Annotated in this window: 14 protein-coding genes; 7 read left to right on the top strand and 7 right to left on the bottom strand. The window is 66.7% G+C overall.

Annotated elements, in window-relative coordinates:
- Positions 1-13: 13 nt before the first annotated feature.
- From H8R02_RS09605 to H8R02_RS09620, 4 genes are all read right to left on the bottom strand, one after another.
- Positions 14-448, bottom strand: a complete 435-nt coding sequence (locus tag H8R02_RS09605) for a DUF2147 domain-containing protein (RefSeq protein ID WP_187081182.1) — start codon at positions 446-448, stop codon at positions 14-16.
- Entirely contained in the window at positions 445-2241 is a 1797-nt protein-coding gene (locus H8R02_RS09610) for an acyl-CoA dehydrogenase C-terminal domain-containing protein (protein ID WP_187081183.1), read from the bottom strand. Before H8R02_RS09610 ends, H8R02_RS09605 begins: the two co-directional genes overlap by 4 nt.
- Positions 2242-2245: 4 nt before the next feature.
- Entirely contained in the window at positions 2246-2926 is a 681-nt protein-coding gene (locus H8R02_RS09615) for a TetR/AcrR family transcriptional regulator (RefSeq protein WP_187081184.1), read from the bottom strand.
- 152 nt (positions 2927-3078) lie between these two features.
- The gene (locus H8R02_RS09620; RefSeq protein ID WP_187081185.1) at positions 3079-4212 is read right to left on the bottom strand and encodes a hypothetical protein; all 1134 of its coding nucleotides are present in this window, start codon (positions 4210-4212) and stop codon (positions 3079-3081) included.
- Between the two features lie 395 nt (positions 4213-4607).
- Between H8R02_RS09620 and H8R02_RS09625 the strand changes: the two genes are divergently transcribed.
- Positions 4608-5759 carry a hypothetical protein gene (locus H8R02_RS09625; RefSeq protein WP_187081186.1) on the top strand — a complete coding sequence of 384 codons (1152 nt, stop codon included), beginning with the start codon at positions 4608-4610 and terminating at the stop codon, positions 5757-5759.
- Between the two features lie 3 nt (positions 5760-5762).
- Here H8R02_RS09625 and H8R02_RS09630 read toward each other — a convergent pair whose 3' ends face one another.
- Genes H8R02_RS09630 through H8R02_RS09640 form a run of 3 tightly spaced genes read right to left on the bottom strand, consistent with a single transcriptional unit; the run spans position 5763 to position 8088 of the window.
- Entirely contained in the window at positions 5763-6614 is an 852-nt protein-coding gene (locus H8R02_RS09630; protein ID WP_187081187.1) for a fumarylacetoacetate hydrolase family protein, read from the bottom strand.
- 14 nt (positions 6615-6628) lie between these two features.
- On the bottom strand, positions 6629-7357 hold the full coding sequence (locus tag H8R02_RS09635) for an SDR family NAD(P)-dependent oxidoreductase (protein WP_187081188.1): 729 nt from the start codon (positions 7355-7357) through the stop codon (positions 6629-6631).
- Complete coding sequence (locus H8R02_RS09640; protein WP_187081189.1) at positions 7354-8088, bottom strand: SDR family oxidoreductase; 735 nt, start codon at positions 8086-8088, stop codon at positions 7354-7356. Before H8R02_RS09640 ends, H8R02_RS09635 begins: the two co-directional genes overlap by 4 nt.
- A 103-nt stretch (positions 8089-8191) precedes the next feature.
- Between H8R02_RS09640 and H8R02_RS09645 the strand changes: the two genes are divergently transcribed.
- The 6 genes from H8R02_RS09645 to H8R02_RS09670 are packed head-to-tail and all read left to right on the top strand — an operon-like array spanning position 8192 to position 14449.
- Positions 8192-8902, top strand: a complete 711-nt coding sequence (locus H8R02_RS09645) for a FadR/GntR family transcriptional regulator (protein WP_187081190.1) — start codon at positions 8192-8194, stop codon at positions 8900-8902.
- Between the two features lie 37 nt (positions 8903-8939).
- Entirely contained in the window at positions 8940-9920 is a 981-nt protein-coding gene (locus H8R02_RS09650) for a sialic acid TRAP transporter substrate-binding protein SiaP (protein WP_187081191.1), read from the top strand.
- The gene (locus H8R02_RS09655) at positions 9921-10487 is read left to right on the top strand and encodes a TRAP transporter small permease (protein WP_187081192.1); all 567 of its coding nucleotides are present in this window, start codon (positions 9921-9923) and stop codon (positions 10485-10487) included. It abuts the gene before it with no gap.
- Positions 10487-11881, top strand: a complete 1395-nt coding sequence (locus tag H8R02_RS09660; RefSeq protein ID WP_187081193.1) for a TRAP transporter large permease — start codon at positions 10487-10489, stop codon at positions 11879-11881. Before H8R02_RS09655 ends, H8R02_RS09660 begins: the two co-directional genes overlap by 1 nt.
- Positions 11878-13380 (top strand): UxaA family hydrolase, encoded by a 1503-nt coding sequence (locus H8R02_RS09665; RefSeq protein WP_187081194.1) that lies wholly within the window; start codon positions 11878-11880, stop codon positions 13378-13380. Before H8R02_RS09660 ends, H8R02_RS09665 begins: the two co-directional genes overlap by 4 nt.
- A 16-nt stretch (positions 13381-13396) precedes the next feature.
- Positions 13397-14449: a malate/lactate/ureidoglycolate dehydrogenase gene (locus H8R02_RS09670; RefSeq protein WP_187081195.1), complete on the top strand. Its 1053-nt coding sequence runs from the start codon at positions 13397-13399 to the stop codon at positions 14447-14449.
- Positions 14450-14467: the final 18 nt, after the last annotated feature.

Here is a 14467-nt window from a genome sequence, read left to right on the forward strand (position 1 = left end):
CTCGAGTCTGTGTCTACTGGACGCGCACCCACGTCTGCGTGCGGCCGAACGGGCCGAACGAGCCGCGCATCTCCAGCTTCCTGCCGCCGTCGATGGGCGTCAGGCGGGCGCCGTATTCCCGGCCGTTCTCCGGGTCCAGCACCTTGCCGCCGTCCCACACGCCGTCCTTGCCTTCGGCCTTGCGCACGCCGCGGATGATCTCCAGCCCGTCCATCGGCTTGCCCTTGCGGTCGTCCGAGCATTCGTCGCACACCGCGTCGGGCTTGGCGTTCTTGACGAGGCGCCGCTCGATGCGGCCGCTGAAGACGCCGTCCTTTTCGACGATGCGGATCTCCGCCTTGGCTTCGCCGGTCTTGTCGTCGATGCTTCGCCAGAGGCCTGCAGGCGTGACCTGCGCGAACGCCGTAACCGCCGTCATCAGGACGGCCGCAACCCAGACCTGCCTCATGCCAGCGCCGCGTCCGTGTCCAGCAGGTTCTTCACGCCCGCACGCGCGGTGCGCAGCAGCGTCGCCGTCTCGGGGAACAGGCGCGCGAAGTAGAAGCGCGCGGTCTGCAGCTTGGCCTGGTAGAACGGGTCCTTGTTGCCGGCCTCGATCTCGCGCAGCGCCACCTGCGCCATGCGCGCCCAGAAGTAGCCGAACACGAGGTGCCCCAGCACGCGCAGGTAGTCCACCGCGGCGGCGCCCACTTCGTCGGGGTTCTGGAAGCCCTTGAAACCCAGCTCGGTGGTGAACTTGGTCATCTGGTCGCCCAGGTAGGCCACCGGGTTGATGAACTCGCTCATCTTCTCGTTGACGCCTTCTTCCTCCACCAGCTGCGCCACCAGCTTGCCGAACTTCTTCAGCGTGGCGCCGTTGTTGCCCAGCACCTTGCGGCCCAGCAGGTCCAGCGACTGCACGGTGTTCGTGCCTTCGTAGATCATGTTGATGCGGGCATCGCGCACGAACTGCTCCATGCCCCATTCCTTGATGTAGCCGTGCCCTCCGTACACCTGCATGCAGGCGGAGGTGGCGGTCCAGCCGTTATCGGTGATGAAGGCCTTGACGATGGGCGTGAGCAGCGCGACGAGTTCGGCGCTGTCCTTGCGCACCTTCTCGTCGGGGTGGTGCAGCTCCTTGTCGAGCAGCAGCGCGCAGAAGTTCGCGAGCGCGCGGCCGCCTTCGGCGTACGCCTTGGCGGTGAGAAGCATCTTGCGCACGTCGGGGTGCACGATGATCGGGTCCGCCGGCTTGTCCTTGGCCTTCACGCCGGAGAGCGAGCGCATCTGGATGCGGTCCTTGGCGTAGGCCAGCGCGTTCTGGAACGCCACTTCCGTGAGGCCCAGCGACTGGTTGCCCACGCCCAGGCGCGCGGCGTTCATCATCACGAACATCGCCTGCAGGCCCTTGTTGGGCTCGCCCACCATCGTGCCCACGGCGCCGTCCAGCACCAGCTGTGCGGTCGCGTTGCCGTGGATGCCCATCTTGTGCTCGAGGCCCCCGCAATAGATGCCGTTGCGCGAACCGATGGAGCCATCGGCGTTCACGTTGAACTTGGGCACGAGGAACAGGCTGATGCCCTTGCTGCCCTGCGGCGCATCCGGCAGGCGGGCCAGCACCAGGTGCAGGATGTTGGGCGCCATGTCGTGCTCGCCGGCGGAAATGAAGATCTTGTTGCCGGTGATGCGGTACGTGCCGTCGGCCTGCGGTTCGGCCTTGGTGCGCAGCATGCCGAGGTCGGTGCCGCAATGCGGCTCGGTCAGGCACATCGTGCCGGTCCACTCGCCGCTCGCGAGCTTGGGCAGGTATTTCTTCTTCTGTTCTTCGGTGCCGTGCGCATGCAGCGCCTCGTAGGCGCCGTGCGACAGGCCGGGATACATCGTCCACGCCTGGTTGGCGGCGTTGAGCATCTCGTAGAAGTTCTGGTTGAGCGTGAATGGCAGGCCCTGGCCGCCGTATTCGGGGTCGCACGACAGCGCGGGCCAGCCGCCTTCGACGTATTTTTGATACGCCTCCTTGAAGCCTTTCGGCGTGGCGACCTCGTGGGTCTCCTTGTTCAACTTGCAGCCCTCTTCGTCCCCGCTGATGTTGAGGGGGAAGGTCACCTCGGCGGCGAACTTGCCGCCTTCCTCGAGCACCGCGTTGATCGTGTCCACGTCCACGTCGGCGTGCTTCGGGATCTGCTTGTATTCGTCGGTGACCTTGAGCAGTTCGTGCAGCACGAATTGCATGTCGCGCAGGGGCGGGGTGTACGTGGGCATGGGTTCAGCCTTTCTTGGTGGACTTCTTCGCGGCCGCGGGGGCGGGAGCCTGCGCGCCGTACTGCCGAAGGATGTTCTCGAAGCCCGCGTTGGCGCGGGCGATGGAGCGAGGGTTCTTGAGGAAGCGCGCTTCGTAGTGCAGCGCGAGGATGAGGCCGTGGATCTCGAAGAGCATCTGCTCCTCGTCGGTGTCGGGCTTGAGATGGCCTTCTTCCTTGGCGATCTCGATCGCGCGCTTCATCGCGGCGTGCCACGTCTGCACGGAGCTGGCGAGTGCGTCGCGGACGGGGCCGGTGCGGTCGTCGAACTCGACGGCGCCGCTGATGTAGATGCAGCCGGAGTCGATCTCGATCGACGTGCGCTTCATCCAGTTGGCGAACATCGCGCGCAGGCGCGGCAGGCCGCGCGGCTCGCTCATCGCGGGGTAGAAGACTTCTTCCTCGAAGCGCGCGTGGTACTCGCGGATGACGGAGATCTGCAGCTCCTCGCGCGAGCCGAAGTGCGCGAACACGCCGCTCTTGCTCATTTGCGTGACCTCGGCCAGCGCGCCGATCGACAGGCCTTCCAGGCCGATCTGCGTCGCCAGGCCCAGTGCCGCATCGACGATGGCGGCCTTGGTCTGCTGGCCCTTCTGCAAGGCGCGGCCTTCGCGCGCGCGCCGGGTGGGCAGGTCGGTGACGGACATGGGCTTCCTGGCAAGAAAATAAAACGAACGGTCGTTCTATTCTGCAGGAATTCGGAGGCGAAGGCGGCCAATGACCTCGTTTAGAGGGTTGGTACTAACCCGTACCCGGAGTTACCCTCGGCATGCCGCGAGGGTTTGCGCGCCTGGTGCCCTCAGATCACCTTCGCCAGCTCCATCGCCATGATCGGCACGAGCTGGTGCGACAGCGTGTCGCGCGAGAGGCGGCTCAGGGCGTCGCCGACCCAGCTGGACACCTCGAACACGTTGTTCTCGTCGGCGATCTCGATGAAGGGGAAGTTCACGTCGTGGCGCTGGATGTCCAGCCGCAGCTCGTCGAACTTCTCGTCGCGCAGGCGCTCGTCCACCAGGATGATGTTCGGCAGCTCGAGCTCGCACGAGCGCACCGCCTGCTTCATGGTGGGCGAGCAGTCCACCTGCATGCCGGCGCCCTTGCACACGCGCAGCACCACTTCCTTCACGGCGGGGTCGTCGCAGATCAGCAGCGCGCGGTGGCCGGCGAGCGGGCGGCTGCCGGTCTCCCAGTCGGAGTTGGGCGCGGCACCCGGGCCCACGTCGACTTCGATCGCGGTCAGGCCTTCGAGCTTGCGCACGGTGCGCGGAAACTCCAGTTGCATCACGAACTGGCCGGGCACGTGGAAGCGATCGACCGGCACGCCCATCGCGCGGGCGAGCTGCAGCAGCAGGCACCAGGCCACGTTGTTTTCGAACGGATCGTCCGCGCTGTTCGGTGCCGTGGCTTCCTCTTCGGCCAGCAGGATCGGCGCCGCGATCTTGAAGGTGAGCACCGCGTGCTCGGGCCAGTTGCGCATCTCCAGCCAGAGCTGGATCTTCGAGCCCTGGCTCGCGGCCCAGTCGAGCGCCGTTTCGACGAGGCTCACGAGCAGGCCGGGGTCGACGATGACTTCGATGTCGGAGAGGTGCAGGTCCACCAGCACGTGCTGCGCCTTGAGCCAGCGCTCGCGCTCCTGCGCGATGTTGCGCACCACCTGTTCCAGTGAGAGGCGTTCGTGCGACTGGCGCACGCGGCCGTTGCCCAGGCGGGCGATCTGCTGCGCGCGGATGGCGACGATGTGCGCGTCGGCGATCGCGTGGCGCAGCGCGCGCACCTGGTCGCGCGAGAGGAGCTTGCGGGCATGCAGCTCCTGCAGCTCGCGGTTCATCACGCGCGTGTGCCGCGCCAGCTCACCGCCGATCAACCCCGCCAAGGCCAGCCCGTCCAGGGTGGACGCGCCTGCCGCTTCTTCACCAGCGTCCGCATCGCTCATGTCCCGTCCTCCAACTGCTGGACGGCAGGTTACGAACTGACACAACTTGTGTCAATTTGTGTCCGATGGGCGGTTTTCGCTGTGAAATCGTTGGCAGCTGGCGACCGGAACTTCAGCTTCGAAACGGGCCACACACGACCGATGGAATGCATGAGGTGAGCATGAGTAGTGAGAGCAAGGTGTCGAGACAGCGGCCGCCCCCGATACCTGCTGCGCCGGCGCGGGGTCAAAGCCCTTTCAGTAGCGATCCAGCCGCCTCCAGGCGCTCGCCGCACGACGAACCGGTGCGGATACACGTCGAGCGAACCCGATCCCTGCCCCGGCAGCCCGCGACACAGCCGGCAGCTGCCCCCGCACGCCTCACGAGCACCGAGGACTGCCAGGCTTTCGCCGCCTTGCTGAAGCGCAAACCTCCTCCCGAGCCCGAGCAGGTGGCCGAGCAACTGGAACTGCTCGCCTTTCGCCCTGTGCTTGCCGTGCACGAGGCGCTGGACGCTCTTGTCGACTTCCTTCATGCAGGAGAAGAGGAAGGCGTCGACTTCGATGTGCGCCGGGCGAGGCTCGGCCTCGTCCAGACTTTTGCCAACCAATACCAGGGCGCCATCCAGGAACAGGCCGTCGAGAAGCTGCGCAAGGAGGCCAAGAGAGCCCAGATCGAAAGAACCAGGCTTCCGTCGGCCAAGGCGATAGCGAGACCGAAACAGGAAGAGGCAGTGAAAATGGAAGCGGACGCGTGCCGCAACTACGCGAACGGGCTTCTGAGCGCGATCGAATGGACTGCAGGCAAACGCGACGCCGGTGCGGTCGAGGACGTGAACATGCGCAGGTTCGAGACGCCCCAGGAGTCGGACCGGCGAAAACTCGACGCGAAGCGCGTCTTCGACGCCACGTGCGCCCGCCACCGGCACATCGAGCGTCTTCTCCACCTCGATGCGAAAACTCTCGCCGCAGAAGGCGCGGGCTCGCGTCCGGACTGGATCTCGCCCGAACTGTGGAACGCAGTCATTCCGGATGCGGTGCGCGACTGCCGCCCGCACGAGCGGAGCGATCTGGTCCAGAACGTACTCGCCCTGCTCGAACTCCTGCCGCCCCACGCACCGGAGCGGGAGGACCTCGAGGCGATCCTGATCGAGGCGCAAGCCGGGCTGGACGCGACGGCATCCGTCGCTGCGCCGCACGACGCACCTTCCGCAGCCTCGGGCGGTGCAGACGACAAGCAGGCCTCGTTGGCCGAACCCGCGCCGGCTTCGCAGGAGGATGACACCCGCGCCAGGTGCGCCGAATATGTCAACGCGCTTCTGGCGCCCGCCACCAACGGGGGAGCACCGCTGGCGCTCGAGCAGCTGGTGCGCCCGAACGTCGACCACCGGCAATTGCGAAGCGACATCCGGGCAGCGGTGAGCCGTCTCGACGAGGAGGCGCTGAAGGACCTGAGCCGTGCGCTGGCGCAGGCCATCGAGGAGCTGCCTTGCGACGATGCGGTCCGAAGCGACCTCATTGCGATCAAGGCCCAGGTCGACGCGGACCTGGAGGACATGCTGAAATGAGCTTCAGGCCTTGAACGCGACCACTTCCTGACGCTGCTCGCCGAGCCCGGCGATGCCCAGCGTCATCACGTCGCCTTTCTTCAGGTACTTCGGCGGCTTCATGCCGAGCCCTACGCCGGGCGGCGTGCCGGTGGTGATGATGTCGCCGGGCATGAGCGTCATGAAGTGGCTGACGTAGCTCACGCACTTGGCCACGTTGAAGATCATCGTGCGCGTGTTGCCCGTCTGCGTGCGCTGGCCGTTGATGTCCAGCCACATGTCGAGCTTCTGCACGTTGGCGATCTCGTCGGCGGTCACGAGCCACGGGCCCACGGGGCCGAACGTGTCGCAGCCCTTGCCCTTGTCCCACTGGCCGCCGGGTTTTTCCAGCTGGTACTCGCGTTCGCTCACGTCGTTGACCACGCAGTAGCCCGCCACGTGCGCGAGCGCCTTGCTCGAAGGCACGTAGCGCGCGCGAGTGCCGATCACCACGCCGAGCTCCACCTCCCAGTCGGTCTTGGTGGAGCCGCGCGGCAGCATCACCGGATCGTTCGGGCCCTGGATGCAGCTCGGCGCCTTCATGAAGACGACGGGCTCGGCGGGAATCGGCGCGCCGGATTCGGCCGCATGGTCCGCATAGTTCAGGCCGATGGCGATGAACTTGCTCACGGTGCTGACCGGGCAGCCGAAGCGCGGGTTGCCGCGCACGAGCGGCAGCTTTGCCGGGTTGGCCTTGCGGATGCGCGCGAGGCCGACGGCGCCGAGTTGCTCGGGCCCGATGTCGGGCACGACGGACGACAGGTCGCGCAGCTTGCCGTCTGCGTCGATCAGGCCCGGCTTCTCGCGGCCCGGGTTGCCATAGCGAACCAGTTTCATTTCTTCTTTCCTTCTCAGTAGGTGGAGCGGCCGCCGGAGAGGTCGAACACGGCGCCGGTGGAGAACGAGCAGTCCTCGGTGCACAGCCACCCGACCATCGCCGCGATCTCTTCGGGCGTGCCGAAGCGGCCCATGGGGATCTTCGACAGCATGAAGGCGATGTGCTCGGGCGTCATCTGGTCGAAGATCGCCGTCTTCACGGCGGCGGGCGTCACGCAGTTCACGCGGATGTTCGTGTCGGCGAGCTCCTTGCCGAGCGACTTGGTGATCGCGATGACGGCCGCCTTGCTCGCGCTGTAGGCGCTCGCGTTCGGGTTGCCGTCCTTGCCCGCGACCGAGGCGATGTTGACGATGCGGCCGTAGCCCGCGGCGCGCATCACGGGCACGACTTCGCGGCAGCAGAGGAACAGGCCCGTGAGGTTGACGTCCATCACCTGCCGCCACGCATCGACGGGGTAGTCCCACAGCTTCGTGTTGGGTCCGGTGATGCCGGCGCTGTTGACGAGCGCGTCGATGCGCGGTGCCTGCTTCACGGCGTTCTGCACCGATGCGGCGTCGGCAACGTCCACTTGCGTGAACTTCGCGCCGAGCTCCGCCGCGGCGCGCGCGCCTCCGGCTGCATCGCGGTCCCACAGCGTCACGCTGCCTCCCGAATCGATTAATCGCTTCGCAATGGCGAAGCCGAGCCCCGTCGCCCCGCCAGTCACCACCGCGTGGCGGCCCTTGAAATCGAGCTGGTTCAAATCGTGATCCCTCCATCCGCAGCATAAGCCTGCCCCGTGACGAACACCGATTCGTCGCTCGCGAGGAACACCACCAGCGGCGCGATCTCCTCCGGCTGCGCGAGGCGGCCCATCGGCTGGCGCTTGATGAAGTCCTTGCGCGCCTGCTCCGGGTTGGCGTTGGCATTGATGCGGTCCTTCAGCGACGGCGTGTCCACCGTGCCGGGGCAGATCGCATTGCAGCGGATGCCGTCGGCCACGTAGTCCGCGGCGACGCTCTTGGTCAGGCCGAGCACGGCCGCCTTCGTCGTGCCGTAGATGAAGCGGTTCGGCAGCCCCTTGATGCTGGAGCACACGCTGGCCATGTTGATGATGCTGCCGCTGCCGGCCTGCACCATGCGCGGCAGCGCGGCCTGGATGGCCCAGTACTGCGAACGCACGTTCAGGTTGAGCGCGAAGTTCCACTCTTCGTCCGTGGCCTGCAGGATGGTGCCGCTGTGCACGAAGCCCGCGCAGTTGAAGAGCACGTCCAGCGCGGGCATCGTGGCCACGATGCGGTGGATCGCGTCCTTGTCGAGCACGTCGAGCTGCACGGCCTTCACGCGCTCCACGCCTTCGTAGGTGCGCAGCAGGTCCTTGTTGACGTCGGTCGCCCAGACTTCGGCGCCTTCCTTCGCGAGCGCGAGCGCGCTCGCGCGCCCGATCCCCTGCCCGGCCGCCGTCACCAGCGCGGTCTTTCCTTTGAGTCGCATCGTTTCTTCTCCTAGGGATAGTCCCGTGGGATGCCAAGTTGCCGGACGACTATAAATTGGCCTGACCACTTGGCCAGTCAGGGTCAACGCCTAAATCCTTTTCATGCCCATCCAGGCCCTCGAACCGCAGCGCCTCTATCGCCAGATCGCGGAGCAGTTGCGCTCGCTCATCACCGGGGGCGAGTTCGGCCCCGGCGAGCGCCTGCCGGCCGAACGCGACCTCGCGAAGCAGCTCGCCGTGAGCCGGCCGTCGGTGCGCGAGGCGCTGATCGCGCTGGAAGTCGAAGGCTGGGTCGAGGTGCGAGTGGGTTCCGGCGTCTACGTGCTCGACCGCACGAAGACGAACGGCCACGCCAAGGTGCCCGCCAGCGAATGGGGCCCCCTCGAATTGATCCGCGCGCGCCGCGTCATCGAAGGCGAGATTGCGTCGCTGGCTGCGCAGCACGCGAAGCGCAAGCACATCAGCGCGATGAAGGCAGCCATCGCGTCGATGAAGGAAGACGCAGCCCGCAACGTCGCGCCGCTCGAAGGCGACCGCGCCTTCCACACCGCCATCGCCTCGGCCTGCGACAACGTCGTCCTGCTCGAAACGGTGGAGCGCTTCTGGGACGCGCGCCACGGCCCGCTCTTCGAGCGCCTGGGCGACTGGTTCGAGAGCGTGCCTTCCTGGCGCATCGCGATCGCCGAACACGAACAGGTGCTGGCCGCCATCTCCGCGCACGACGCGGAAGGCGCGCGCAGCGCCATGCAGAACCACATGGACAAGTCCCATGCCCGTTTCAGCGCGAGCTGGCGCCGCGCCAATTCCTCTTGACCGTCAACCGCCCAGCAGTACCCAAGGAGACTCACCGATGAAAAAGCGCTTCACCCTCCAACTCGCCGCCGCCGCCGTGCTGCTGGCGGCCGCCCTGCCGATGTCCGCGTTCGCGCAGACCAAGCTGAAATGGGCCCACGTGTACGAGACCTCGGAGCCCTTCCACAAGTGGTCGGTGTGGGCCGGCGAGGAGATCAAGAAGCGCACCAACGGCCGCTACGAGATCCAGGTGTTCCCCGCCTCCACGCTCGGCAAGGAGTCGGACATCAACCAGGGCCTGCAGCTGGGCACGGTGGACATCATCCTCACCGGCGCGAGCTTCGCGGCGCGCAGCTACCAGCCGCTGGCCATCTCGTATTTCCCGTTCATCTTCCGCGACGCCGAGCACCAGCTGAAGTACGCCAACAGCGACGTGTTCCGCGACCTCGCTTCCGGTTACGACAAGGCCAGCGGCAACCACATCGTCGCGCTCAACTACTACGGTGCGCGCCACGTCACGTCCAACAAGCCGGTGGCCAAGCCCGACGACATGAAGGGCCTGAAGATCCGCGTGCCGGACGCGCCCGCGTACCTCGCCTTCCCCAAGGCGCTCGGTGCGAACCCCACGCCGATCGCGTTCGCCGAGGTGTACCTCGCGCTGCAGAACGGCACGGTGGAAGCGCAGGAGAACCCGCTGCCCACGATCGAGGCCAAGAAGTTCTATGAAGTGCAGAAGAACATCTCGCTGACCGGCCACATCGTCGACTCGCTGCTCACCGTCGTCTCCGGCCCGCTGTGGAGCAAGCTGTCCGACGCCGACAAGAAGATCTTCACCGACGTGATGAAGGAAGCCGCGGACAAGACCGGCCGCGAGATCATCGCGTCCGAAGCACGCCTGGTGGACGAGTTCAAGAAGAAGGGCAACAACGTGATCGCGGTGGACAAGAACGCCTTCCGCGAGGCGGTGCTGAAGAACACCAAGCCCGCCGACCACGGCTACCGCCAGGCCGACTACGACAAGATCCTCGCGATCAAGTAAATGTCGGCAGTACCCGAGGAGCGTTCGCTCATCGACGACCTCCCCCACGTGATGGGGGAGGACGGGCAATTCCACGCGCAGGACGAAGCCGTGGACCTGTCCGGCACGACGTACGAAGCCTGGGTGGCCCTGGGCTTCTTCTGGCTGCTGGGCCTGACGGTCTTCTACCAGTTCTTCACGCGCTACGTGATGAACGACTCGGCGTCGTGGACCGAGGAGATCGCGCGCTACCTGCTGATCGCCACCGTCTTCATCGGCGCCGCCATCGGCGTGGCGAAGAACAACCACATCCAGGTGGACTTCTTCTACCGCCACATGCCGGCGGCGATGTCGAAGTGGATGTCGCGGCTGGTGGACGTGATCCGCGTCGCCTTCTTCGCCGCGGCCGTCGTGCTCACCATCCAGATGATGCTCAAGCTGGGCAACGCCCGCATGACCATCGTCGACCTGCCCATGAACATCGTGTACGGCATCTGCCTCCTGGGCTTCGCAGCCATGTTCGCGCGCTCCGTCTGGGTTGCGCGCCTGCATTGGCGCCAGGGCTGGAGCGTGCTCGAAAGACCCTGATGCTCAAGATCGTCTTCCTGTTCCTCATGAGCGGCGGCGTGCCCGTGGCCATCGCCATGGCCGGCGCCTCGCTCATCTACCTGCTGTGGCAGCAGACCACGCCGCCGTTCGTGGTGATCCACCGCATGGTCAGCGGCATCGACAGCTTCCCGCTGCTGGCGGTGCCCTTCTTCATCCTGGCCGGCAACCTGATGAACAACGCCGGCATCACCAACCGCATCTACAACTTCGCGCTGGCGCTCGTGGGCTGGTTGAAGGGCGGCCTCGGGCACGTCAACGTGCTCGGCTCCGTGATCTTCGCTGGCATGAGCGGCACGGCCATCGCCGATGCGGCGGGCCTGGGCACGATCGAGATCAAGGCGATGAAGGACCACGGCTACGAGACCGAGTTCGCCGTGGGCGTGACCGCCGCATCGGCAACGCTCGGCCCGATCATCCCGCCGTCGCTGCCCTTCGTGATCTACGGGATGATGGCCAACGTGAGCGTCGGCGCGCTGTTCCTGGCGGGCATCCTGCCGGGCGCGCTGATGGCCGTCCTGATGATGCTCACCGTGGCGTACTTCGCGCACCGCAACGGCTGGGGCGGCGACATCAAGTTCGAGTGGCCGCGCGTGATCAAGGCGCTGATCGAAACCGCCGTCGTGATCGGCTGGCCCGTCGCGCTGTGGGTGCTGATCGTCAAGCTGGGGATGCCGCCGCAAGCCACCGTCGTCGCAGGCCTCGTCGTGCTCTTCGGCCTCGACAAGGCCTTCCAGTTCCAGGCCGTGCTGCCCATCATGACGCCCGTGCTGCTGATCGGCGGCATGACGACGGGCCTGTTCACGCCCACCGAAGGCGCGATCGCCGCCTGCGTTTGGGCGATGGTGCTGGGCTTCGCGTGGTACCGCACGCTGAACTGGAAGATGTTCGTGAAGGTCTGCCTCGACACGGTGGAGACCACGTCGACGGTGCTTTTCATCGTGGCAGCGGCCAGCATCTTCGGCTGGATGCTCACGGCGACCGGCGTCACAGCGGCGATCTCCGAATGGGTGCTCGGCTTCACCAAGAACCCGTGGGTGTTCCTGCTGCTGGCCAACCTGCTGATGCTGTTCGTGGGCTGCTTCCTCGAGCCCACCGCCGCGATCACGATCCTCGTGCCCATCCTCGTGCCGATCTGCCAGCAGCTGGGCATCGACCTCGTGCACTTCGGTCTGGTGATGGTGCTCAACCTGATGATCGGCCTGCTGCACCCGCCCATGGGCATGGTGCTGTTCGTGCTGGCGCGCGTGGCGAAGCTCTCGGTGGAGCGCACGACCATCGCGATCCTGCCGTGGCTGATCCCGCTGCTGGGCAGCCTCGCGATCATCACGTATTTCCCCAAACTGGTTCTCTGGCTGCCGAAGCTGATGTCATGACACCCTTCATCCGACTGCACCCCAACGACGACGTGCTGATCGCCCGCAAGCAACTGGTGGGCGGCGCCAGCGTCGAGAACGTCCAGGTCAAGGGCCTCATCCCGCCGGGCCACAAGGTCGCGACGCGCGACATCGCGGCGGGCCAGCCCGTGCGGCGCTACAACCAGATCATCGGCTTCGCGAGCAAGCCCATTGCCGCGGGCGAGCACGTGCACACGCACAACCTGGCCATGGGTGACTTCGAGCGCGACTACGCCTTCGGCGCGGACGTGAAGCCGGAGCCGGCGCGCATGGAAGCGACGTTCATGGGCATCAAGCGCCCGGACGGCCGCGTGGCCACGCGCAACTACATCGGCATCCTCTCCAGCGTGAACTGCTCGGCGACGGCGGCACGCGCGATCGCGGACCACTTCACGCGCGAGCGGCTGGCCGACTATCCCAACGTCGATGGCGTGGTCGCGCTCACGCACGGCACCGGCTGCGGCATGGACACCGAAGGCCTGGGCATGCAGATCCTCGAGCGCACGCTCGCGGGTTATGCCACGCACGCCAATTTCGCGGCGGTGCTGGTGGTGGGCCTGGGCTGCGAAGCCAACCAGATCAACGCATGGCTCGCGCACTCGTCGCTGCGCGAAGGCGAGACGCTGCAGGTGTTCAACATCCAGGACACGGGCGGCACGCGCAAGACGGTCGAGAAAGGCATCTCGCTCGTCAAGCAGATGCTGCCGGCGGCCAACCGCGTCAAGCGCGAGCCGTGCAGCGCGTCGCACATCACCATCGGCCTGCAGTGCGGCGGCAGCGACGGCTACTCCGGCATCAGCGCCAACCCGGCGCTCGGCGCGGCCGTGGACCTGCTGGTGGCGCACGGCGGCACCGCGATCCTGTCCGAGACGCCGGAGATCTACGGCGCCGAACACCTGCTCACGCGCCGCGCGGTGCGCCGCGAAGTGGGCGAGAAACTCATCTCGCGCATCAAGTGGTGGGAGCACTACACCAAGGTGAACGACGGCGAGATGAACAACAACCCGTCGCCGGGCAACAAGGCGGGCGGGCTCACGACCATCCTCGAGAAGTCGCTCGGCGCGGTCGCCAAGGGCGGCACGACGAACCTCGTGGCCGTCTACGAATATGCGCAGAAGGTCACCGAGAACGGGTTTGTCTACATGGACACCCCCGGCTACGATCCGGTGAGTGCCACGGGCCAGGTGGCGGGCGGCGCCAACATGATCTGCTTCACCACCGGCCGCGGCTCGGCCTACGGCTGCGCGCCGTCGCCGTCGCTGAAGCTCGCGACGAACACCGCGCTGTGGCAGCGGCAGGAGGAGGACATGGACATCAACTGCGGCGAGATCGTCGACGGCGATGCGTCCATCCAGCAGATGGGCGAGCGCATCTTCCGCCTCGTGCTGGCGACGGCATCCGGCGAAGCGACCAAGAGCGAGCGTCACGGCTACGGGCAGAACGAGTTCGTGCCCTGGCAGGTCGGCGCGGTAATGTGAGGGAGAAGGCAAAGAGATGACGAAGGTACTGCAAGCGAACGAACTGAGGGCGCACGGCGCCGCGATCCTGCGCGCGGCCGGCAGCAATGCCGACGAGGCGCGCACCGTCGCCGACAACCTGGTGCTCGCCAACCTGAGCGGCCACGACTCGCACGGCGTGGGCATGATCCCGCGCTACGTGGACGCGGTACTCGAAGGCGGGCTGAAGCCCAACACGCGCGGCAAGGTGGTGCTGGACATCGGCTCGCTGCTGTCCATCGACGGCCAGCGCGGTTACGGCCAGGTGGTCGGCGAGCAGGCGATGACGCTCGCCATGTCGCGCGCGAAGGAGCTGGGCAGCTGCATCTTCGCGCTCGCGCATTCGCACCACCTCGGGCGCATCGGGCACTTCGCCGAGATGGCCGCGGCGCAGGGGCTGGTCTCGATTCATTTCGTGAACGTGCTGTCGCGGCCCGTGGTCGCGCCGTGGGAAGGCGGCGATGGGCGCTTCGGCACCAATCCCTTCTGCGTGGGCGTGCCGCTGCCCGGGCGCGAACCTTTTGTGCTGGACTTCGCGACGAGCCGCGTGGCGCAAGGCAAGATGCGCGTGGCGCACAACGAAGGACGCAAGGTCGAGGAGGGGCTCCTGATCGACGAGAAGGGCCAGCCGACGACCGACCCCGGCGTGGTGGTGGTGCCGCAAGCCGGCGGGCTGTTCGGTGCGCTGCGCACTTTTGGCGAGCACAAGGGTTACGGCATGGCCGTGGCCTGCGAGCTGCTTGGCGGCGCGATCACCGGCGGCGGCACGTGGCACCGCACGGCCGACACGAAGCGCTCCGTCTACAACGGCATGTTCGCGATCCTCGTGGACCCGCAGCGGCTGGGCACCCGCAAGGAGTTCGAGCAGGAGGCGCTCGCCTTCATCGAGTGGCTGAAGGAAAGCCCTTCATCCACCGGTGGCGTGAAGATCGCGGGCGACCCCGAGCGCACGGCGCGCAAGGAGCGCGAGCGCGAAGGCATCGCGGTGGATGACACCACGTGGGCCGAGATCGTCGCGGCCGGCGCGAAAGTCGGCGCAAAGATCGATTAGGCCGCCCGCGCGGGCGGC

Origin of the sequence: Ramlibacter albus, from assembly GCF_014297445.1 — a bacterium.
GTDB classification, from domain to species: Bacteria; Pseudomonadota; Gammaproteobacteria; order Burkholderiales; family Burkholderiaceae_C; genus Ramlibacter; species Ramlibacter albus.